We start from the raw sequence: 18,057 nt of genomic DNA, 5'->3' as shown, positions 1-18,057 counted from the left end.
AATGTGGGAACGGACAGAGATTAATCGCTCTGAGCCTCACACGGACGCTGAAAAAGAAGACGCCACCACAGCCTTTATTTACGAGAAAGCAGCCGAAAGCGTGCTTTCTCTGATCGGGAGCGCGCGCCCATGACAATCCCAGATGAAGCAGTACAGGCGGCATTGTGTGCGTGGCTGCACGAAGAAGAATATGCATACATTTTGGAAAAATGGCTGGAGGACGAAGAGCGCCAAGAAGACATGCGCGCCGCCCTCACAGCCGCCCTGCCTTTCCTGCAAGGGGTGAAGGTTAAGGCGCTGGAGTGGGTGAAGCACCCGGACGGATCACATGAGAGCGCAAAGGACGCATTCGGCGGTCTGTACTTGGTGACAGAATGCGGCTGGCGTCAAATGCATAGCCAATGGAACGACATTTCAGGATTAGAAGCCGCCAAATCCGCAGCACAGGCCGACTATTCCGCTCGCATCCTGCCCGCAATCGAACCGGCCCCATCCCCGCGTGCGCAGGCGTTGGAGGAAGCGGCGAAGATTGCAGAAGGTTCTAGTGGGGATTTCGATCATCAGTCTGCACTTGCAGAATGTCGGGATTGTGAAAGCGGCTTCCATCATGGCCGTGTAGCTGCCGCCTCCGCAATCCGCGCCCTCTCGTCTCAGCCAAGCAAGCGCGAGCGCCTTTTGCAACTTGCAGAGAGCGCCGGGGATACGACGCTTGGTGACCTCTCGTCTCAGCCTGTGGCGGATGGGTGCAAGACGGAACGCGAGCGAGCACTTGAAAAGGCACTCAAGCCATTTTCGGATATTGCAGGCGAACTATTCGCCATGAATTATAACGAGAGTGACATTGTTTTCACCGTTCATCGCAAGACGCCCAAAGGCTCAAAGATTTCAACTTCGATGACGTTCAAGGCGTTCAATAACGCTCGCGCCGCCCTCCCAGCCTCACCGGGAGCGTCGGCCACCCGCCCGACAGGAGGCAGCGATGACCGAGATTGATTTAAGAGCTTTCGGTTACGCGCCGGGAAATTATTGGTTTGTTTGTGGAGAGTGCGGAAATAAGCAAGCAGTAGGAGCCAAAAGATCAACGCGCTGTGATAGTTGCGCTCATTCAGCTTATCTCATCAAACAAGAGGCAGGTACCACCCGCCCAGCCGCGCCGGTCAACGGTTTGACGGTGGCGTTTTACCAAGTTTTCCTACAAGGGGATTGGCTTGACTGTCCGCTTTCGGCTTACAGCATCTACACAGCGAACGGAGAGCGCACACGTAAGCTTTGCGATCACTCGCAGGCCGAGACCATCATTGAGGCGAAGGACGATTTAATCGCAAAACAACAAAAGCTATTGGATCACGCGGCGGAGGCCAAGATACTACAGGAGGCCGACAACGAGGCGCTGACTGCGCGGGTTAAGGAGTTAGAGGCGTACGTAAAGCGGGAAGCGCAGTCGAGCCCCCACAATGCAAAAGATTGTCTTGACGAGCAATTGTGCGCCGAAGCCCTCGGAACCCAACTTGCGGCACTCAAAGATGCTGCAAAATCCGTTGAAGATTGGTGGATCAATGAAGGCATGAACCATTTCCCCGGCGCGCCTTATTGCATCTTCGCTATCCGCGCCGCCTTGGAGGCCAAGCCATGACCATCATTGACAGACTATCCAAGCTGGACGGGCCTGATAGGGCACAAGACGTTCTGATTGAGTGTGAGTTTAAACCGTGGGGTGGATATGGTCATCGCCCCGGAAAAGTGAAAGGCTCCGTTGTTTCTTACTTCAACCGCTCATATGACCACAAGAAACAGCACTCCACTTATAGCGCCCCGTTTTACACCTCTGACAGCATGGATCGTGCAAAACGTGTTGCTCGCGAGTGGTGGCCAAACTGCACTTTCCAGATTGAGGATTACCCTGAAAAGGTCCGCATCGGCATCGCGCTCAATCGGTATGAGGGCGACAATTCTTGCGCCGAAGCAACAGCACCGACAGCAGGGCTGGCCCTCTGCATCGCCATCTTGCGCGCAAAGGAGGCATCCAGCCATGGCGAGTAAGGAACTTATAGAGAAGGTGGCGCGGGAAATGCAGTCCGCGACTGACACCGGACTTCCTTGGCATTTGGAGCGATCAGACGAGCAAGATTTTTATCGCAAATTATCCAAAGCAGCCATTTCCACCATCCTCACCGCTCTACAGCGACCGACACCTGCCATGAAATATGCCGCCGCACTTTATACAAATGGTAGTCATGACTTGGCGCACGCAGCAATAAATGCCGCTGTTTACGCCAGCCCACTAGGGGAGCAGAGCGAATGAAGCTGACAAAGGCACAGGCTAAACTTTCTCGTGCAAATCCGGACGTTTCTCGGCTTCTAGGAAAAGTCGTAAGCCAAGATGGGTGCTGGAACTGGCGCACTACGAAGATTGGCAACTACGGGAGTATGGTATTTCGTGGCCGTACTTGGCGCGCTCATCGGGTCAGCTATACTTTGTTTTGCGGCGAAACACCCGAGGGATTGATGGTTTGCCATCACTGCGACAACCCTCGTTGCGTTAACCCATCACATTTGTTCCTAGGCCACGCGACCACGAATATGATGGATATGATGCGCAAGGGCCGCGCTAAGAACACAATCACCTCGAAACAAGATCATTTGAAAAATGGCTTACCATCAGGTGAGGACGCGTCAGCGGCAAAGCTATCAGAAGAAGACGTGAAGAATATCCTTCACGATGCGGTTAACGGCGCTCTGACTAAAGACCTTTGCCAGCAATATCGAACATGCCGTTACACAATCCAAGCGATCCTCCGAGGGGAGACATGGAAATCAATCCCCAGACCGCACGGATTACCACGACACACAGGCCGATACGACCGCACCGCACTGCATGAAAGGGGGAGAGATGGCTAGAGCCAGAACCTTTTCAAAGGCTGAAATAATGGATGCTGCAAGAGCCGCTGCTGATACAGGAATGAACGCAAGGCTTCTAAAATCTGGAGATATTGAGTTTCTCCACGGTATCACAAACAATGACACTAACGAAGAAAGCGACAGCCCTGAAAACGCTCTCGCAAGGTGGATGAATGAAGGTCAATCTCGTCGGCGTGCATAAGGTCAAGGTCAAGCTCGCTGACGGTGAGCTTGGCTATTACTTCTATGCTTGGCGTGGTGGACCTCGGATGACATCAAAGCCCGGAACGCCTGCGTTCACTCAGGAGTATGTACGCCTCACGAAAGACCGTAAGAAGGCAGAAGCAAAGCCGGAAACGTTATCTTGGCTTATCAAGCAATATACATCTAGCGCTGATTATCAAAAGCTCAGTCCTTCTACAAAACGCGATTATGAGCGGATGATGGGCGTGATTTTGGTCAGGTTTGGCACTCTGCCTATCCCTGCTTTAGATGCGCGAGGCGCAAGGCGGCTGTTTATGGACTGGCGCGATGAAATGCGCTCCACTCCCCGCTCCGCAGATCTTCACATAACAGTTCTTGCGCGCATGCTTTCATGGGCGAAAAACCGAGAAATCATTGCTAGAAACCCGTTGGAGAAGGCTGGAAAGCTTCATAAGTCAAGCCGTAAGGACATCATATGGATGCCAAGCCAAGTTAATAAGTTTCTCAACGAAGCTGCACCGCACTTGGCTGACGTTGTCAGGATGGCTTTGTGGACCATGCAGCGTAAGGGTGATTTGTTGGGCCTGACCACAATCGCTTATAGTGATGGTCTTTTGTGGATCACACAGGGCAAGACTGGCGCTCGCGTCAGAATTAAGCCTGCTGATGAGATATTGCCCATGCTCAGGAAAGCAAAAGACGCGAAACGGAAGCGTGTTCTTGTGAACAGCTTTGGTGAAAGCTGGACATCATCTGGCTTCAACTCATCATTCGGCAAAGAGATGAAGCGCCTTGAAATATCCGGAGTGACTTTTCACGATCTGCGGGGAACCGCCATCACCTATGCATACGCGCACGGGATGGACATTGAGCGTATTGCCGAAATCTCAGGTCATTCCAAATCCGAATGTGAGGGCATAATCCGTAAGAATTATCTTGCTGGGGGAGACGTCATTGACGCGATCAGAAAGGGAACGAAATAGCAGCCAAGTGTAAAATAAATGGCAAAGTGTAAAATGGGTGTTTTGGAAACGGTGCTAAGTGATTGATTTTGGTGAGCGCGCAGGGATTCGAACCCTGGACCTACTGATTAAAAGTCAGTTGCTCTACCGGCTGAGCTACGCGCTCCCAAGAGGGACAAATCATCCCAGGAAGTGCGCGGAACATACGGGCGACTTTCGGATTGGTCAACACCATAAGTTCAAGTTTTCCCACATAAATTCAAAAAAAACGGCCATTTAAGGGAAAAATCAGATCCAGCTTTATAAAGAACAATATGAGCACACGAAATTTGGGCGATTTCATCACCAGAGAAAGATCAAATCACTCAGATTCGCGCTGACTCGATGCTTAGAAAACCAAAAAACGATATCGTCTATAGATCTGACATTGTAACATTCACTAATGTGGCGGTTTATCATTAGGCACAATAGACACGCTCGCATTTACTTAATTCAGCAATGTTGGCTTTTCATGCCCCTCATCACCGACATCATCTTTCGATTCAGGCATTCGCTCTCGGGCATCGGCCTGGCACTCGGCACATTATTGTTTGCGGCAGCCCTCACGCCAAGTCTCGTTCCACGCACCTATGTCATGCAGGGAGTGTTATGCGGAACTGCGTTTGGTTTCGGTTACGGCTTTGGCGTCGTATGGCGCTGGACATGGAACTATCTTGAATTGCCTGCTCCAGGCAGCCGCTTGCGAAGCATCACGAATCTCTTTGTCGGAATTGCGTGCACGATAATAGCAATCACAGCGCTTTATTTTTCAGCTGGATGGCAAAACTCTGTACGCTCGGTGATGGGCATGGACGCAGTTCCAAGCGCTTATCCAGCAAGCGTATGCGGAATCGCCATTGTTACATTTCTGGTTCTTCTGTTGCTAAGTCGCGCGCTTCTCCGGCTTGGATTTTTCATCTCAAAAACAACACACCGTCTAATCCCACGCCGAGTTTCAAATGTCTTGGGCGCTATCTTGACCGTTATAATCGTATGGACAATCGCGAATGGTCTTATGATTCAATCTGCCTTCAAGATAGTTGATCGATCGTTTAGTGAATATGATGCGCTCATTGAACCTGAGCGCCCGCAACCTACCCAATCAAACAGAACCGGAAGCACTTCATCGTTGCTCAAATGGGAAGAACTGGGGCGAGCGGGCCGGGAATACATATCTTCCGCACCGACAGCTCTGGAGATATCCTCGGTCACCAAGCGGCCTGCACTTGACCCTATTCGGGTCTATGCCGGTTTGAATGTAGCGAGCAAACCCAAGCAACGTGCAGAACTTGCGTTGGAAGAACTTAAGCGGCAAAATGGCTTTGACCGTTCAGTGCTCGTCATAATCACTCCCACGGGCACAGGGTGGGTTGATCCAGCTGCTATGGACGGCCTTGAATTTCTGCATAATGGCGATGTCGCTAGTATCGCCATGCAATACTCCTATCTCAACAGCCCCCTATCTTTGCTATTCCAGCCAGAATATGGCGCCGAGTCCTCTCGTGCTTTATTTACGAGTGTTTATAACCATTGGAAAACACTTCCAAAAAATCAACGTCCACGTTTATATCTTTACGGCTTAAGCCTTGGCGCGATGAACTCTGAAAAATCAGTCGCCCTGTTTGAAATGCTTGAGGACCCTATCAACGGCGCATTGTGGAGTGGTCCGCCATTTCCAAGCCGTGACTGGAAAGAAATCACAAGAGACCGAAATCCGGGCACACCGGAATGGTTGCCAGTATTCAGAGATGGCTCTTTCGCACGCTTTATGAATCAAAATGGTGAGGCACCAGGCAATGGTGATCACTGGGGACCTCTAAGAATTGTCTATCTGCAATATGCCAGCGACGCTGTCGTGGTCTTTGATAGCCACGCCTTTTATCGTCAGCCAGATTGGATGGATGCGCCGCGCGGCCCGGACGTTTCACCTCAATTGCGGTGGTATCCGGTAGTAACGATGTTACAATTGGCCCTCGATATGGTATTCGCGACGACAACGCCTATGGGTTACGGCCACGTCTATTCTCCTCAAGACTATGTTGATGCATGGATAAAAGTGACAGATGTCGACGGATGGGATCGCGACGAGATTGAGCAACTCAAGCAATATCTCGGGCGTAAAATTGCGAATGATGATGTCGAAGGTTACGAGCAGCGCGGGGGCTAACAAATCCTAAAACAAAAACAGCCGCCCTTGCGAGGCGGCTGTCGTTTGAGAGGCTATTCGACATTTATTAATAAGGTGAATAGCACTGCTGACGTGGACCATTGTAAGGCTGGAAAGTGTTATCCGAAGCGCGATACGACTTATATCGGTTATAACACCACTGAACATGATTGTTGCCCTGACGATACACCGGCTGCGGCGCAGGCTGGGAAGCAATTGCTCCGCCTATAATCGCGCCAGCACCAAACGCTGCCAGCGGGTACCACCATCCATCATTATGGCGACGATAGCCATGGCGGTAATTATTATAGCCACGGTGACCATTCCAATAGCCTGCACGCGGGCGATGATTGCCATTCCAGCCCGGACGAGGGCCTGGACGTCCACCATTCCAGCCAGGGCGGTTTCCCGGACGATGGCCATTCCAATTTCCGTTACCATGACGACGCCAGCGGTCATCCCGAACCTGATAAACATTATCACTGCCTGCAATCTGCGCAGTTGGCAGGACCGGAGCCGCCGAAACAGGTGCCATCGCACCAATCAAAAAAGTAGCACCGACAAGGCCAACTACTATTTTTTTCAAAGAGTTTATCATCTTATTCTCCAGTTCAACTGCACACATCATCACAAAAGTAAGATGAACCTGTGCTGAATGATCGTTAGAAATATATAGCACCCTATGTGTATGACAAGCTGCGCTCTTCAGATCGCATCACCATGGTTAAAACATTTAACAACCATCCTGATCGTTACAACAATTCGCCATTAAAGGTATCAATCTTTGTGTTTTATTCATCATCTGGGATAGAGGCATTTTGACATCTGGCACCAGAATTGAAAAAGCAGCATATGCTACTGCTATGAATAATAGCTCTGCTTTCCCCAACTCTCGCCCAGCCAGCGAACTAAAACGATCAGCGCATTTTCTGCCGCAGACAGAAGGTCAGCCAGTGGAGTGGCTCGTCGCGGATGGATTGACAGATTACGACACGGCACTCGCGTTTATGGACAAGCGCGTGCAGGCGATCCGCGAGGGCACAGCCAACGAGCTTGTCTGGCTTGTCGAACATCCTTCACTTTATACTGCTGGCACCAGCGCTCACACCGAAGATCTGCTGACGCCGGATCGCTTCCCTGTTTTCAACACCGGGCGTGGTGGTGAATACACCTATCACGGCCCCGGCCAGCGTGTGGCCTATGTCATGCTGGACTTGAAGCGTCGCCGCGAAGACGTCCGGGCATTTGTAACCGCACTTGAACAATGGATCGTTGAGACACTGGCACAGTTCAACGTGAAAGGTGAACGTCGCGCAGATCGTGTTGGCGTATGGGTGTCACGCCCGGAGAAGCCACTGCTTGCCAATGGTGGCATGTGTGAAGATAAGATCGCCGCTATCGGTATTCGTCTTCGCCGCTGGGTGAGCTTCCACGGCATTGCCATCAATGTCGAGCCCGAGCTCGACCATTTTGGCGGCATCGTGCCCTGTGGCATTGCGGAATATGGCGTGACCAGTCTTGTCGATCTAGGCCTGCCAATCACCATGGGCGACGTTGACGTGGCACTGGGAATAGCTTTTGAAAGCGTCTTTGGCCCACGTCAGACGAAATAATCAGACGGCTTTTATCCGCCTCTCGCGCATGAAGACGTAAAAGCCAGATCCCACGATAATGAAGATACCGAACCACTTGGACGGTGTCGGAAAATCACCAAATACAATCAGCCCAACCAGAACTGCATTGACGATTTCCAGATATTGAAACGGTGCCAGCATGGATGCTGGTGCAAGCTTAAATGCCTGCACAACCAGCAAATGGCTGACCGTGCCAATTGCGCCGAGCAGAAACAGCAACAACCAAGGCTGTAGGCTATGAGGCAGCGCGAAGCTCAAATCTTCAATGCCAGCAGCCGTGCCAAGAATCATAAACAGACCTGCGATCAGCGATCCGCCGACGCCAGCATAAAACTGCATGACGACTGGACCTTCTTTAGCGCCGTATTTGCGATTCAAAATTAGATAGACCGCAAAAGTGACGGCAGTCGCCAATGGCAACAGAGATACCGCGCCAAAAATCTCAAAACTTGGCTGAATAACGATCATCGTACCAATGAGGCCGATGCCGACCGCACTGAACCGGCGCCAACCAACCTTCTCTTTAAGAAATATAGCGGATAGCAATGTGAGGATCAGCGGCTCGGCAAAAAACACCGCCATAGCGTCGGCGAGCGGCATATATTTAACGGCGGTAAAGAAACATGTTCCACCGAAGCCCATCAGCGCGCCACGCACAAGATTGCCTGTAAGATGTTTCGTATGCAGTGCGCTCAGACCACCCATGGCGATCAAAACAGCAAACATCAGTCCAGACTGAATGAAAAAGCGCATGAAGGTGACAGTTGCGGGGGGCATATTGTCCATCATGGCAAGCCACTTGCCGATGGCGTCCATAAGCGGCAGCAGCAGCACCGAAAGCACCATGATCGCCATGCCCTTTACGTGCGCTTCGGTACCGCCTGTCGCCTTGCCCTGCATTTTATTACTCACAATTTTATCACTGCAATTGCGCTTACGCGAATGATTGGCTGGTTTCTATCTTAATCCGCGTAATGGAGCATGCAGTTTGACTTTAGCCATGCTTATGGTGCAAATCGGTCTCGCTTTAGGCAAAACCACTTGATAACCTGGGACTAAAGTGGAACGTAAGGCGAACTTTATTCGCAATGCGGGTATTACAGTGGCATTATATATGTGATTCGCAGATATAGATTTGGCGCCGTTCGCTGGGGGCGGTCCTTCAGGTTTCAGATAGAAAGCTTTTCGGACAAAGATGGACGATAACGATCTCTTTTCCAGAGTAGTCAATAATGCCCGTGAACGGCAGATGGAGCAGCAGCCGAAGAAGGCTCCTGCATCGACGCCTGTTGCGCAAACGGCAACGACACCATCTGCGCCGAAGCCAGCGCCTGTGACAACCAAAGCTCCGCCTGTTTCATCTGGTGCTGATGATTACAACGCCTCCTCCATTCGCGTTCTTGAGGGCCTCGAGCCTGTGCGTCTGCGCCCCGGTATGTATATCGGCGGCACCGACGAAAAGGCGCTGCATCACCTATTTGCAGAAGTCATCGATAACTCGATGGACGAAGCCGTTGCAGGCCATGCCAATTTTATTGAAGTCAATCTTGATGCCGAAGGCTTCCTGACCGTCAGCGATAACGGACGCGGCATTCCAGTTGATGAGCATCCGCAGGTCCCGGGAAAATCAACGCTTGAAGTCATCATGACCAAGCTGCACGCGGGCGGTAAGTTTGACGGCAAAGCCTATGAAACCTCAGGCGGTCTGCACGGCGTCGGTGTTTCAGTGGTGAACGCGCTTTCCGATGTTCTGGAAGTGGAAGTCGCACGCAATCGTCGCCTTTATCGCCAGCGCTTTTCGCGCGGCATTCCACAGGGCGGCCTTGAAGATGTCGGCGAAGTCCACAACCGTCGTGGCACGCGTGTTCGCTTTCATCCTGACCCGGATATATTCGGTAAGAGCGCTCATTTTGATCCGCACCGCCTTTACCGCATGGCGCGCTCAAAGGCGTATCTTTTCGGTGGTGTAGAAATTCGCTGGAGCTGCGATCCTGCGCTTCTCGACCCGAAGAAGGAAACACCGGAAAAGGCTGTTTTCCACTTCCCCGGCGGCCTCAAGGATTATCTTTCTGCGTCGCTTGGCAAAGAGCATCAGGTGACGCGCGAGATTTTCTCCGGTCGCACTGAAAAGCAAGGCGGTCACGGTGCTGTTGAATGGGCAGTGTCGTGGTATGGTGGTGACGGCTTCGTCAATTCCTATTGTAATACGATCCCGACGGGCGACGGCGGCACGCATGAAGCAGGTCTGCGTATTGCATTGACGCGCGGCCTCAAAGCCTATGCCGAACTAACCAACAACAAACGCGCTTCGATCATCACCACCGATGACGTGATGATTTCGGCAGCAGCCATGCTTTCGGTCTTCATTCGTGAGCCAGAATTTGTTGGTCAGACCAAGGACAAGCTCGCAACAGTTGAAGCGCAGCGTATCGTGGAAAATGTCATCCGCGATCCGTTCGATCACTGGCTGACAGCTTCACCACAGGAAGCATCCCGCTTGCTCGACTGGGTTGTCGATCGCGCGGAAGAGCGCCTGCGTCGCCGTCAGGAAAAGGAAACCGTCCGCAAGAGCGCGACGCGTAAACTGCGCCTTCCGGGCAAGCTTGCAGACTGCACGCAGAATGCTGCAGCAGGTGCAGAACTTTTCATCGTCGAAGGTGACTCGGCTGGCGGCTCCGCCAAGCAGGCACGCAATCGGTCCAATCAGGCGATCCTGCCGCTACGTGGTAAGATTCTGAATGTTGCCAGTGCTGGCCGTGAGAAGCTGACAGCTAACCAACAGATTGCCGATCTTGTGCAAGCATTGGGTAGCGGCACGCGCAAAAATTATCGCGAAGACGATCTGCGTTATGATCGAGTCATAGTTATGACCGATGCTGACGTGGATGGAGCGCATATTGCATCACTACTGATCACGTTCTTCTATCAGGAAATGCCGGATCTCATCCGCAACGGTCATCTCTATCTGGCAGTCCCGCCGCTGTATCGTCTCAGTCAGGGTGGCAAGGTCGCCTATGCTCGTGATGACGCACACAAAGACGAGCTGCTGCGCACGATGTTTACCGGACGTGGCAAAATCGAAATCGGCCGTTTCAAAGGCCTTGGCGAAATGCGCGCCGAGCAGCTGAAAGAAACCACGATGGACCCGAAAAAGCGCACGCTTCTTCGTGTTCATGTTGATGAAGATTATGTCGATGAAACGCGCAGCACCGTTGATGATCTAATGGGTACAAAACCGGAAGCCCGCTTCCGCTTTATTCAGGATCGCGCTGCGTTTGTGGAAGAGCTTGATATTTAACTCAGTCTGACGGCAGGCAATCAATTAGTTGGATTATCAATCCGTGAAAGATTGCGGGCGCATACAATCGCCCGCCATCAGTTTATTTATTGTGCTCTGTCAGCCATTGCTGCATCATTTTGATTTCGGCTTCCTGTGCGGAAATGACTTCTTCCGCGAGCGCCTTCACCTTCGGATCAGAACCATATTTGAGTACAACGCGAGCCATATCAATCGCACCCTGATGATGAGGGATCATTCCCCGCATAAAATCTGCATCAGCATCACCACTAAATTCTATAGCCATACCTTGATGCATACGATCATTCGCAGCCATATAAGCCGCAACCGCAGAATTATCTGAAGGTGCTTCGGTTTTGGCAGCACCGCCACCGTGATGCATATGTGCATCGCCCGCTTTTGTTTGCGCCTGAGCAACGCCTGCTCCGAGACATGCAACCACCACGCCCGCTAAAAAACTCTTAGTCGCGCGTTTATCACCAAGCAAAAGCATATTCAAAAATGACATGAGAACCTCCATGGTTTATCTCATGTCAAAAAATAAGGCTTACCATCGCTGGAAGGTCAAGCGATGAAGTGCGGAAAGAAAAGCCCGTAGCCGAACGCGTTATTTATTGTTTCACGTCAATGCCGAGTTTAGTTTGAATATCATCAATCGACTCTTTGACAAAGAATGTGAGATCGGTACTCAGCGTCACAATACGCGTTCCGGTACCATAGGCATTATATGACAAAACGTGGTTGAAATTGACAGCGACCCGTTCGCCGCTCACATCAGTCAGCATAATCCACATATAAGCCCCTCCTCTGAAAAACGATTCCTTACAAGAGGATAGGCGCATGTCTCAAAATGGCAATGACGCTTTATAAGTCAGCGCGCATTCGGACTTTTTCAACGATGCACCCAAAACTCGCCGACCATTCTTCGCCACGCTGATAAATGCGAAAGCCTAACTTTCCATAAAGCTCAATTGCCCGAAAATTGTCGGCATGAGTGCCTATCTCTGCGTCTGAAAAGCCATTCAGAACAATCTGCGCCATCAGCGCATCTAGCAATGCTCCGCCAAACCCCTGACCGTGATGGGTAGGATCGATCCAGAGGTCCGAAATATAGTTTGTTTTCGGGACACGAGCGCCCCAGCCACAAATCTCGCCGCTTCGTTCCGCCAGCAAAACACCATCAGCATTCTCATGCAAATCACGCAGGAACTTGACCTGAAGTTCCGACCGGCTTTCATCCGTAAGCGTAATGTCACGCGCTGCAGTTTGCCATGCGCGCACGGCGATTTCAGCCATCAAAACAAATTCGCCGGACATTTCTGCCCGGCGAATGAGAACTTCAGATTTTACCACCATTTTTTCGGGGTAAAGCGTCCAGCTGCCTGCTCAATTGCGCTGGCTGCCTGGAACAAAGTTTCTTCTTCAAACGGACGACCGATCAACTGCAAACCAAGCGGCAAACCCTGATCATTCAGACCCGCAGGAACAGCGATCCCTGGAAGACCCGCCATGTTGAGCGTGATTGTGAAGATGTCATTGAGATACATCTTGACCGGATCGTTTGCGAGTTCCTTATCGCCGATGCTGAACGCAGCAGACGGCGTAATCGGCGTCAAAATTGCATCAACACCGCTCGCAAAAACATTTTCAAAGTCCTGCTTAATCAGCGTGCGGACCTTCTGGGCGCGCAGATAATAAGCGTCGTAATAGCCAGCCGACAGAACATAGGTTCCAGTCAGAATACGGCGCTTTACTTCCTTACCGAACCCAGCGGCGCGGCTCTGCTCGTACATATCGGCAATGTCCTTGCCCGGCACGCGCAAACCATAACGCACACCGTCATAACGTGCGAGGTTGGACGAAGCTTCGGCAGGTGCCACGATGTAATAGGCAGCGAGCGCATATTTCGTGTGCGGCAGCGAAACATCGACAATTTCCGCACCAGCATCTTTAAGATACTGGATGCCCTTCTGCCAGAGCGCTTCAATTTCGTCTGGCATACCATCGATACGATATTCGTTCGGAATACCGATCTTGAGGCCCTTCAGCGACTTGCCAATAGCTGCTTCGTAATCCGGAACCGGCAGATCAACCGAAGTTGTATCTTTCAGATCGACCGATGCCATAGACTTGAGCAGGATCGCAGCGTCGCGAACATCACGCGCAATCGGACCAGCCTGATCAAGCGACGACGCATAAGCGACAACACCCCAGCGCGAAACACGGCCATATGTTGGCTTGATACCGACAGTGCCGGTGAATGCCGCTGGCTGACGGATCGAGCCGCCCGTGTCCGATGCAGTCGCGCCTGCGCAAAGATGCGCAGCAACTGCTGCCGACGAACCACCAGACGAGCCGCCCGGCACCAGATCAACATCCGAGCCATTTGCACGCCATGGGTTTTTCACCGGGCCATAATAGGAGCTTTCATTGGACGAACCCATCGCGAATTCGTCCATGTTGAGCTTGCCCAGCATGACAGCGCCGTCAGCCCAAAGGTTGGAAGTGACGGTCGATTCATATTCAGGCTTGAAGCCGTCAAGAACGTGCGAGCAGGCCTGCGTGTGAACGCCTTTCGTCGCGAACAAGTCTTTTACGCCAAGCGGAATACCTTCGAGCGCACCGGCCTTGCCTTCAGCAATACGGGCATCGGAAGCTTTTGCCATTTCGCGCGCCTTTTCAGGCGTAACAGCGACATAGGCATTGATCTTGTCATTGGCGGAATCAATAGCCGCAATATAGGCGTCAGTCAGTTCGGTGGCGGTAAAAGCTTTAGCCTTCAGCTTATCGCGCGCTTCGGCAATGGTTAGTGCGGTCAGTTCGCTCATCATCTAATCCTGTAAAGTCATGCCTCAGCAAGGCGCTTTTCAAAAAAGGCGCTGTATTCGGAATCGGGGTAATCCAGAACCACTCCGCAGCGCGCAAAACCCGAATTTTCATAAAGCCGCCAGGCACCCTCAAAGCCGGGACCAGTACCCGTTTCGAGGACCAGACGAGAAACACCTTTGGCTTTTGCCTGCTCGACAATCGCATCGACAAGATGGGAGCCGACACGCTTACCTCGAACTTCAGGGCGCGTGAACATGCGCTTGAGTTCACCCGCACCGTTATCGTGCATTTTCAATGCGCCACAACCAACAGCTTTGCCGTCTTCATCTCGTGCAACGAAAACTGTCGTATCCGGCTCCGCCATCTGTTCAACAGTCATCTTGAACTGGAACTCGATAGGCGAAAGCGGCAGCATATGCGCGTTCAATGCCTCAACGAGATCACGCACATCATCCTGCAATGGGGTCTCGATGGAAACCCGGATAGCCATTGGCTTACTCCACGACCTTTGGCACAACGAAGAAATTGTCTTCCGTCACAGGCGCATTCGCAACGACAGCATTGGCAATATTGCCATCCGTCACTGCATCTTCGCGTAGGCGCATTTTCATCGGCGAAACCGAGGTCATAGGCTCAACACCCTCAACATCGACTTCGTTCAATTGCTCAACAAAGCCCAGAATTGCATTGAGTTCGCCAGTCATGCGCTCGGCTTCGTCTTCTGTGACGGCGATACGCGCAAGATGCGCAACGCGCTTGACGGTTGAAATATCGACGGACATCCTGTTCTCCGCAATTACATGTTTAGGACGGTACGAAACCGCCCCGAAAAGGTTCTTTTACCGGCTATAACGGTGTGGGTGCGGAAGCGCAACATTTCTTGCGCTTCCATCCATAGTTAGAAGCTATGAACTGTGCCGGCTGGAGCAACCAGAACTTTGGTGTTCGACTGGCCTTCCATACCTGCGACAAACTTTTCGGCGTTCTGATCAATGATCGGGAACGAACCAAAATGGCATGGCAGAACGGTTTTGAAGTTGAAGTAACGCTGGCAAGCAAGCGCTGCCACAGCACCACCCATGGTGAAGCGATCACCAATCGGCACAATGCCGATTTCTGGCTGATGCAATTCATTGATCAGCGCCATATCGGAGAAAATATCTGTATCGCCCATATGATAAAGCGATGGCGCATCATTGAAATGGAAAACGAGCCCATTTGGATTGCCAAGCGCCTGGCTGACACCATTTTCGGTCAGCATAGCCGATGAATGCAGCGCATTGACGAAGGTCACTGTAAAACCGTCATGCGCCAGCGTGCCACCAGTGTTTCCGGCATCAAGCTTTTCAACACCCTGACTACCGAGCCATGTTGCAAGATCAGCATTGGCGATGACTGTCGCGCCGTGTTCTTTGGCAATGGCAACCGTGTCGCCGATATGGTCACCATGACCATGGGTCAGCGCGATATGTGTTGTGCCTTTAGTCGCTTCGTTAAAATCGATGCCCTTGGCGCCCGGATTTCCATTGATAAAGGGATCAATGAGAATGACCGCTTGTTCCGTTTCAACGCGATAGGCTGCATGGCCCAACCAAGTGATTTTCATTGTGTTTCTCCGTGTGGCTCGATTTTCAACTCTAAAACAGATATTACGTCGCAATTCCATCAGGCAATATGAAGCCCGATCAAAATACTATGAGGACACATGGCCGTCGTTGAAATCGAAGACGTTTTGGAAATTCTGCACCCCGGCCAGACTGTCGCCGGGCTTGATCTTGGCACCAAAACTATTGGCCTTGCGGTTTCTGATCTCGGCCTGTCGTTTTCGCATCCGCGTCCCGTGGTTAAACGCACCAAGTTCACAATTGATGCACAGGTGCTGTTGAAAGCACTTGAAGCAGACAAGGTCGGCGTCATCATTATCGGTCTGCCTATGAACATGGATGGTTCAGCCGGACCCCGCGTTCAGGCGACACGCGCCTTCGTTCGTACCATGCAACCGCTAACCGATCTGCCTTTCGTCTACTGGGACGAACGGCTTTCAACAGTCGCTGCCGAACGTGCACTGATCGGCATGGACGTCTCACGCGGTAAGCGGGCCGAACGCATCGATTCGGCCGCAGCTTCCTTCATTCTGCAAGGCGCACTAGATCGCCTGCACATGCTGCGCTCATCGCACTCCGACGACAGCGATTACGACGCAGGATAAAGCTGGTCCAATATCCGGTTGGCATTATGGCGTGCATCCAGCATGCCATAGGTCGAGCGCCACTGCCCACCAAGACGCGTTTCGATGAAGGCATCGGCCACATCATCCGCACCAAGATTGCGCAATTCGGCGGCAGCAGCCGCATAAGCAAGCTGCTCCGTCAGAAGACGCGCAACGCCCTGATCGGTTTCGGTCAGCTGCAATGCCGCCTGCAACACATCAATCGTACCCTGACCACGCACGCCCAGCTGTCCGCTGATCCAGTCGAGAACTTCGTCGAACAGCGAAGGTGCGCGTGAAAGCACGCGCGCCACGTCCAGCGCCATGACATTGCCCGAGCCTTCCCAGATCGCGTTGACCGGCGCTTCGCGATAGGCGCGTGCGAGATTGCCATCTTCAATATAGCCATTGCCACCGAGGCACTCCATCGCTTCGTAAAGCAATGCCGGTGCGATTTTGCAGACCCAATATTTGACAACAGGCGTCATGCAGCGCGCAAAAGCAGCTTCCGCGCGATCACTTGCAGCCATATCAAAAGCACGCGCCAGACGCATGGAAAGTGCGGTTGCACCCGCAACATCCAGTGCCATATCAGCCAGAACACGGCCCATGAGCGGCTGTTCAATGAGCTTTTGCCCACCTACCTCGCGATGACGTGCATGATGAACGGCCTCGGCCAGTCCCGAGCGCATCAGGCCAGCAGAGGCAACCGCGCAATCAAGCCGCGTCAGGGTCACCATATCCATGATCGTTTTGACGCCTTCGCCGGGATTGCCGACCAGATGGCCGATAGCACCGTCGAACTCAACTTCTGCCGAGGCGTTAGACTTGTTGCCGAGCTTGTCCTTCAAACGCTGGAAGAAGAAGCCATTTCCAGCCGCTTCACTGGTCAGACGCGGCAGCAAGAAGCACGAAAGCCCCTCTTCCGCCTGAGCCAGCACCAGAAAAGCATCTGACATAGGCGCAGACATAAACCACTTATGACCACTGATGGAATAAGTGCCGTCTTCATTGCGTTCTGCGCGGGTCGTATTGGCGCGAACATCCGTGCCACCCTGCTTCTCGGTCATGCCCATGCCAAGCGTTATGCCGTGCTTCTGCAGAGCAGGCTTTTGCGAGGAATCATATTTGCGCGACAGAACCTGCGGCGACCATTCCTTGTAAAGATCAGGAGACGCCATCACTGCTGCAAGCGACGCATTGGTCATGGTCAGCGGACAAAGGTGGCCTGCCTCAAGCTGTGCGGTCAGGAAGAAACGCGCGGCGCGCGCCTGATGGCGTCGTCCGGCTTCAGCTGGATTGGCCTCCCAAATTGAGCAATGCAGACCATGCGCAATCGAACGGCGCATCAGCGCATGATAAGCGGGATGATATTCCACCAGATCAGCGCGACGCCCCTGACGATCATGCGTGCGCAGCTTTGGCAGTTCTGTATTGGCAAGACGTGCAAGGTCCTGCGCTTCCGCAGACATGACGAAACGTCCGGTGTTTTCCAGATCAGAATGTAGTTCTTTTGGGAAACGCGCTGCGATCTGTATCAGAAGCGGATCGCCCAGATATGCATTTGTGCCCGTCATGGACGGTGTCTGGTTGGTGACTTCGTGCGTTTTCACAGGCTCATCCGTTTGGTTCTGTTCAATTCAAAATCAGCTCGCGAGCCTTTTTAAGCTCAGCGATTTAACATTCTATGCTTTCTTGCATCGTAATTTCCTAACATTTTCACACAGCCCACCGCTTTATGCCCAAAGAACACAGGTTTTTCTTTGTGAATCGGCCAAAGCCATTATAAGGGCGGTTGCGGTCCAGTTCTTGCGGCT

21 protein-coding genes and 1 tRNA gene are annotated in these 18,057 nt (G+C 52.2%); 11 read left to right on the top strand and 11 right to left on the bottom strand.

Translation table 11 applies throughout. The annotated features are described in order from the left end of the window. Positions 1-129 precede the first annotated feature (129 nt). The 7 genes from J2782_RS08450 to J2782_RS08425 are packed head-to-tail and all read left to right on the top strand — an operon-like array spanning position 130 to position 4,085. Complete coding sequence (locus J2782_RS08450; protein ID WP_310011386.1) at positions 130-993, top strand: hypothetical protein; 864 nt, start codon at positions 130-132, stop codon at positions 991-993. After that, entirely contained in the window at positions 980-1,633 is a 654-nt protein-coding gene (locus J2782_RS08445; RefSeq protein WP_310011383.1) for a hypothetical protein, read from the top strand. Before J2782_RS08450 ends, J2782_RS08445 begins: the two co-directional genes overlap by 14 nt. After that, positions 1,630-2,040, top strand: a complete 411-nt coding sequence (locus J2782_RS08440; protein WP_310011381.1) for a hypothetical protein — start codon at positions 1,630-1,632, stop codon at positions 2,038-2,040. The genes J2782_RS08445 and J2782_RS08440 overlap by 4 nt, the downstream gene beginning before the upstream one ends. Beyond that, a complete protein-coding gene (locus J2782_RS08435; RefSeq protein WP_310011378.1) occupies positions 2,030-2,302 on the top strand; it encodes a hypothetical protein in 273 nt (90 codons plus the stop codon). Before J2782_RS08440 ends, J2782_RS08435 begins: the two co-directional genes overlap by 11 nt. Further along, positions 2,299-2,898 (top strand): HNH endonuclease signature motif containing protein, encoded by a 600-nt coding sequence (locus J2782_RS22840; RefSeq protein WP_404989615.1) that lies wholly within the window; start codon positions 2,299-2,301, stop codon positions 2,896-2,898. The genes J2782_RS08435 and J2782_RS22840 overlap by 4 nt, the downstream gene beginning before the upstream one ends. Continuing rightward, on the top strand, positions 2,891-3,100 hold the full coding sequence (locus J2782_RS08430) for a hypothetical protein (RefSeq protein WP_310011374.1): 210 nt from the start codon (positions 2,891-2,893) through the stop codon (positions 3,098-3,100). Before J2782_RS22840 ends, J2782_RS08430 begins: the two co-directional genes overlap by 8 nt. After that, positions 3,072-4,085 (top strand): tyrosine-type recombinase/integrase, encoded by a 1,014-nt coding sequence (locus J2782_RS08425; RefSeq protein WP_310011371.1) that lies wholly within the window; start codon positions 3,072-3,074, stop codon positions 4,083-4,085. The genes J2782_RS08430 and J2782_RS08425 overlap by 29 nt, the downstream gene beginning before the upstream one ends. A 69-nt stretch (positions 4,086-4,154) precedes the next feature. Here J2782_RS08425 and J2782_RS08420 read toward each other — a convergent pair. Further along, positions 4,155-4,230 (bottom strand) — tRNA-Lys (locus J2782_RS08420). Between the two features lie 345 nt (positions 4,231-4,575). On the opposite strand from J2782_RS08420, the gene J2782_RS08415 reads away from it, so the two are divergent. Beyond that, the gene (locus J2782_RS08415) at positions 4,576-6,270 is read left to right on the top strand and encodes an alpha/beta hydrolase (RefSeq protein ID WP_310011369.1); all 1,695 of its coding nucleotides are present in this window, start codon (positions 4,576-4,578) and stop codon (positions 6,268-6,270) included. A gap of 67 nt (positions 6,271-6,337) precedes the next feature. On the opposite strand, the gene J2782_RS08410 is transcribed toward J2782_RS08415, so the two are convergent. Next, positions 6,338-6,868 carry a BA14K family protein gene (locus J2782_RS08410; RefSeq protein ID WP_310011366.1) on the bottom strand — a complete coding sequence of 177 codons (531 nt, stop codon included), beginning with the start codon at positions 6,866-6,868 and terminating at the stop codon, positions 6,338-6,340. Between the two features lie 265 nt (positions 6,869-7,133). Between J2782_RS08410 and lipB the strand changes: the two genes are divergently transcribed. Next, positions 7,134-7,883, top strand: coding sequence for a lipoyl(octanoyl) transferase LipB (gene lipB, locus J2782_RS08405; RefSeq protein ID WP_310011363.1), 750 nt, complete (start codon positions 7,134-7,136; stop codon positions 7,881-7,883). Here the strand turns inward: lipB and J2782_RS08400 are convergent, their stop codons facing one another. Then, a complete protein-coding gene (locus tag J2782_RS08400; protein ID WP_310012295.1) occupies positions 7,884-8,804 on the bottom strand; it encodes a DMT family transporter in 921 nt (306 codons plus the stop codon). It lies immediately after the preceding gene. Positions 8,805-9,099: 295 nt separating this feature from the next. Between J2782_RS08400 and parE the strand changes: the two genes are divergently transcribed. Further along, on the top strand, positions 9,100-11,202 hold the full coding sequence (gene parE / locus J2782_RS08395; RefSeq protein ID WP_310011360.1) for a DNA topoisomerase IV subunit B: 2,103 nt from the start codon (positions 9,100-9,102) through the stop codon (positions 11,200-11,202). A gap of 82 nt (positions 11,203-11,284) precedes the next feature. On the opposite strand, the gene copM is transcribed toward parE, so the two are convergent. From copM to J2782_RS08360, 7 genes are all read right to left on the bottom strand, one after another. Next, positions 11,285-11,710, bottom strand: coding sequence for a CopM family metallochaperone (gene copM / locus J2782_RS08390; protein ID WP_310011357.1), 426 nt, complete (start codon positions 11,708-11,710; stop codon positions 11,285-11,287). Between the two features lie 103 nt (positions 11,711-11,813). Further along, positions 11,814-11,996 carry a hypothetical protein gene (locus tag J2782_RS08385; RefSeq protein WP_310011354.1) on the bottom strand — a complete coding sequence of 61 codons (183 nt, stop codon included), beginning with the start codon at positions 11,994-11,996 and terminating at the stop codon, positions 11,814-11,816. Between the two features lie 70 nt (positions 11,997-12,066). Further along, positions 12,067-12,558, bottom strand: a complete 492-nt coding sequence (locus J2782_RS08380; RefSeq protein WP_310011351.1) for a GNAT family N-acetyltransferase — start codon at positions 12,556-12,558, stop codon at positions 12,067-12,069. Beyond that, complete coding sequence (gene gatA, locus J2782_RS08375; protein ID WP_310011347.1) at positions 12,549-14,030, bottom strand: Asp-tRNA(Asn)/Glu-tRNA(Gln) amidotransferase subunit GatA; 1,482 nt, start codon at positions 14,028-14,030, stop codon at positions 12,549-12,551. The genes J2782_RS08380 and gatA overlap by 10 nt, the downstream gene beginning before the upstream one ends. Before the next feature lie 17 nt (positions 14,031-14,047). Next, positions 14,048-14,521, bottom strand: coding sequence for a GNAT family N-acetyltransferase (locus tag J2782_RS08370; protein WP_310011345.1), 474 nt, complete (start codon positions 14,519-14,521; stop codon positions 14,048-14,050). Between the two features lie 4 nt (positions 14,522-14,525). Continuing rightward, positions 14,526-14,813: an Asp-tRNA(Asn)/Glu-tRNA(Gln) amidotransferase subunit GatC gene (gatC, locus tag J2782_RS08365; protein ID WP_113499140.1), complete on the bottom strand. Its 288-nt coding sequence runs from the start codon at positions 14,811-14,813 to the stop codon at positions 14,526-14,528. Between the two features lie 116 nt (positions 14,814-14,929). Further along, positions 14,930-15,637, bottom strand: a complete 708-nt coding sequence (locus J2782_RS08360; protein ID WP_310011340.1) for a metal-dependent hydrolase — start codon at positions 15,635-15,637, stop codon at positions 14,930-14,932. A gap of 99 nt (positions 15,638-15,736) precedes the next feature. On the opposite strand from J2782_RS08360, the gene ruvX reads away from it, so the two are divergent. After that, a complete protein-coding gene (gene ruvX, locus J2782_RS08355) occupies positions 15,737-16,240 on the top strand; it encodes a Holliday junction resolvase RuvX (RefSeq protein ID WP_310011338.1) in 504 nt (167 codons plus the stop codon). On the opposite strand, the gene J2782_RS08350 is transcribed toward ruvX, so the two are convergent. Continuing rightward, positions 16,225-17,853, bottom strand: a complete 1,629-nt coding sequence (locus J2782_RS08350) for an acyl-CoA dehydrogenase family protein (protein ID WP_310011334.1) — start codon at positions 17,851-17,853, stop codon at positions 16,225-16,227. The two genes, ruvX and J2782_RS08350, sit on opposite strands and share 16 nt — an antisense overlap. Positions 17,854-18,057: the final 204 nt, after the last annotated feature.

The organism is Brucella pseudogrignonensis (assembly GCF_031454375.1).
Taxonomy (GTDB): domain Bacteria; phylum Pseudomonadota; class Alphaproteobacteria; order Rhizobiales; family Rhizobiaceae; genus Brucella; species Brucella pseudogrignonensis_A.
This window is presented reverse-complemented; position numbering and strand designations above follow the sequence as displayed.

What these genes read in the sequence shown, in the direction of transcription:
- J2782_RS08450 (WP_310011386.1), top strand. Translation starts at nt 130, where the DNA reads ATGACAATCCCAGATGAAGCAGTACAGGCGGCATTGTGTGCGTGGCTG.
- J2782_RS08445 (WP_310011383.1), top strand. Translation starts at nt 980, where the DNA reads ATGACCGAGATTGATTTAAGAGCTTTCGGTTACGCGCCGGGAAATTAT.
- J2782_RS08440 (WP_310011381.1), top strand. Translation starts at nt 1,630, where the DNA reads ATGACCATCATTGACAGACTATCCAAGCTGGACGGGCCTGATAGGGCA.
- J2782_RS08435 (WP_310011378.1), top strand. Translation starts at nt 2,030, where the DNA reads ATGGCGAGTAAGGAACTTATAGAGAAGGTGGCGCGGGAAATGCAGTCC.
- J2782_RS22840 (WP_404989615.1), top strand. Translation starts at nt 2,299, where the DNA reads ATGAAGCTGACAAAGGCACAGGCTAAACTTTCTCGTGCAAATCCGGAC.
- J2782_RS08430 (WP_310011374.1), top strand. Translation starts at nt 2,891, where the DNA reads ATGGCTAGAGCCAGAACCTTTTCAAAGGCTGAAATAATGGATGCTGCA.
- J2782_RS08425 (WP_310011371.1), top strand. Translation starts at nt 3,072, where the DNA reads ATGAAGGTCAATCTCGTCGGCGTGCATAAGGTCAAGGTCAAGCTCGCT.
- J2782_RS08415 (WP_310011369.1), top strand. Translation starts at nt 4,576, where the DNA reads ATGCCCCTCATCACCGACATCATCTTTCGATTCAGGCATTCGCTCTCG.
- J2782_RS08410 (WP_310011366.1), bottom strand. Translation starts at nt 6,868, where the DNA reads ATGATAAACTCTTTGAAAAAAATAGTAGTTGGCCTTGTCGGTGCTACT.
- lipB (WP_310011363.1), top strand. Translation starts at nt 7,134, where the DNA reads ATGAATAATAGCTCTGCTTTCCCCAACTCTCGCCCAGCCAGCGAACTA.
- J2782_RS08400 (WP_310012295.1), bottom strand. Translation starts at nt 8,804, where the DNA reads ATGCAGGGCAAGGCGACAGGCGGTACCGAAGCGCACGTAAAGGGCATG.
- parE (WP_310011360.1), top strand. Translation starts at nt 9,100, where the DNA reads ATGGACGATAACGATCTCTTTTCCAGAGTAGTCAATAATGCCCGTGAA.
- copM (WP_310011357.1), bottom strand. Translation starts at nt 11,710, where the DNA reads ATGTCATTTTTGAATATGCTTTTGCTTGGTGATAAACGCGCGACTAAG.
- J2782_RS08385 (WP_310011354.1), bottom strand. Translation starts at nt 11,996, where the DNA reads ATGTGGATTATGCTGACTGATGTGAGCGGCGAACGGGTCGCTGTCAAT.
- J2782_RS08380 (WP_310011351.1), bottom strand. Translation starts at nt 12,558, where the DNA reads ATGGTGGTAAAATCTGAAGTTCTCATTCGCCGGGCAGAAATGTCCGGC.
- gatA (WP_310011347.1), bottom strand. Translation starts at nt 14,030, where the DNA reads ATGAGCGAACTGACCGCACTAACCATTGCCGAAGCGCGCGATAAGCTG.
- J2782_RS08370 (WP_310011345.1), bottom strand. Translation starts at nt 14,521, where the DNA reads ATGGCTATCCGGGTTTCCATCGAGACCCCATTGCAGGATGATGTGCGT.
- gatC (WP_113499140.1), bottom strand. Translation starts at nt 14,813, where the DNA reads ATGTCCGTCGATATTTCAACCGTCAAGCGCGTTGCGCATCTTGCGCGT.
- J2782_RS08360 (WP_310011340.1), bottom strand. Translation starts at nt 15,637, where the DNA reads ATGAAAATCACTTGGTTGGGCCATGCAGCCTATCGCGTTGAAACGGAA.
- ruvX (WP_310011338.1), top strand. Translation starts at nt 15,737, where the DNA reads ATGGCCGTCGTTGAAATCGAAGACGTTTTGGAAATTCTGCACCCCGGC.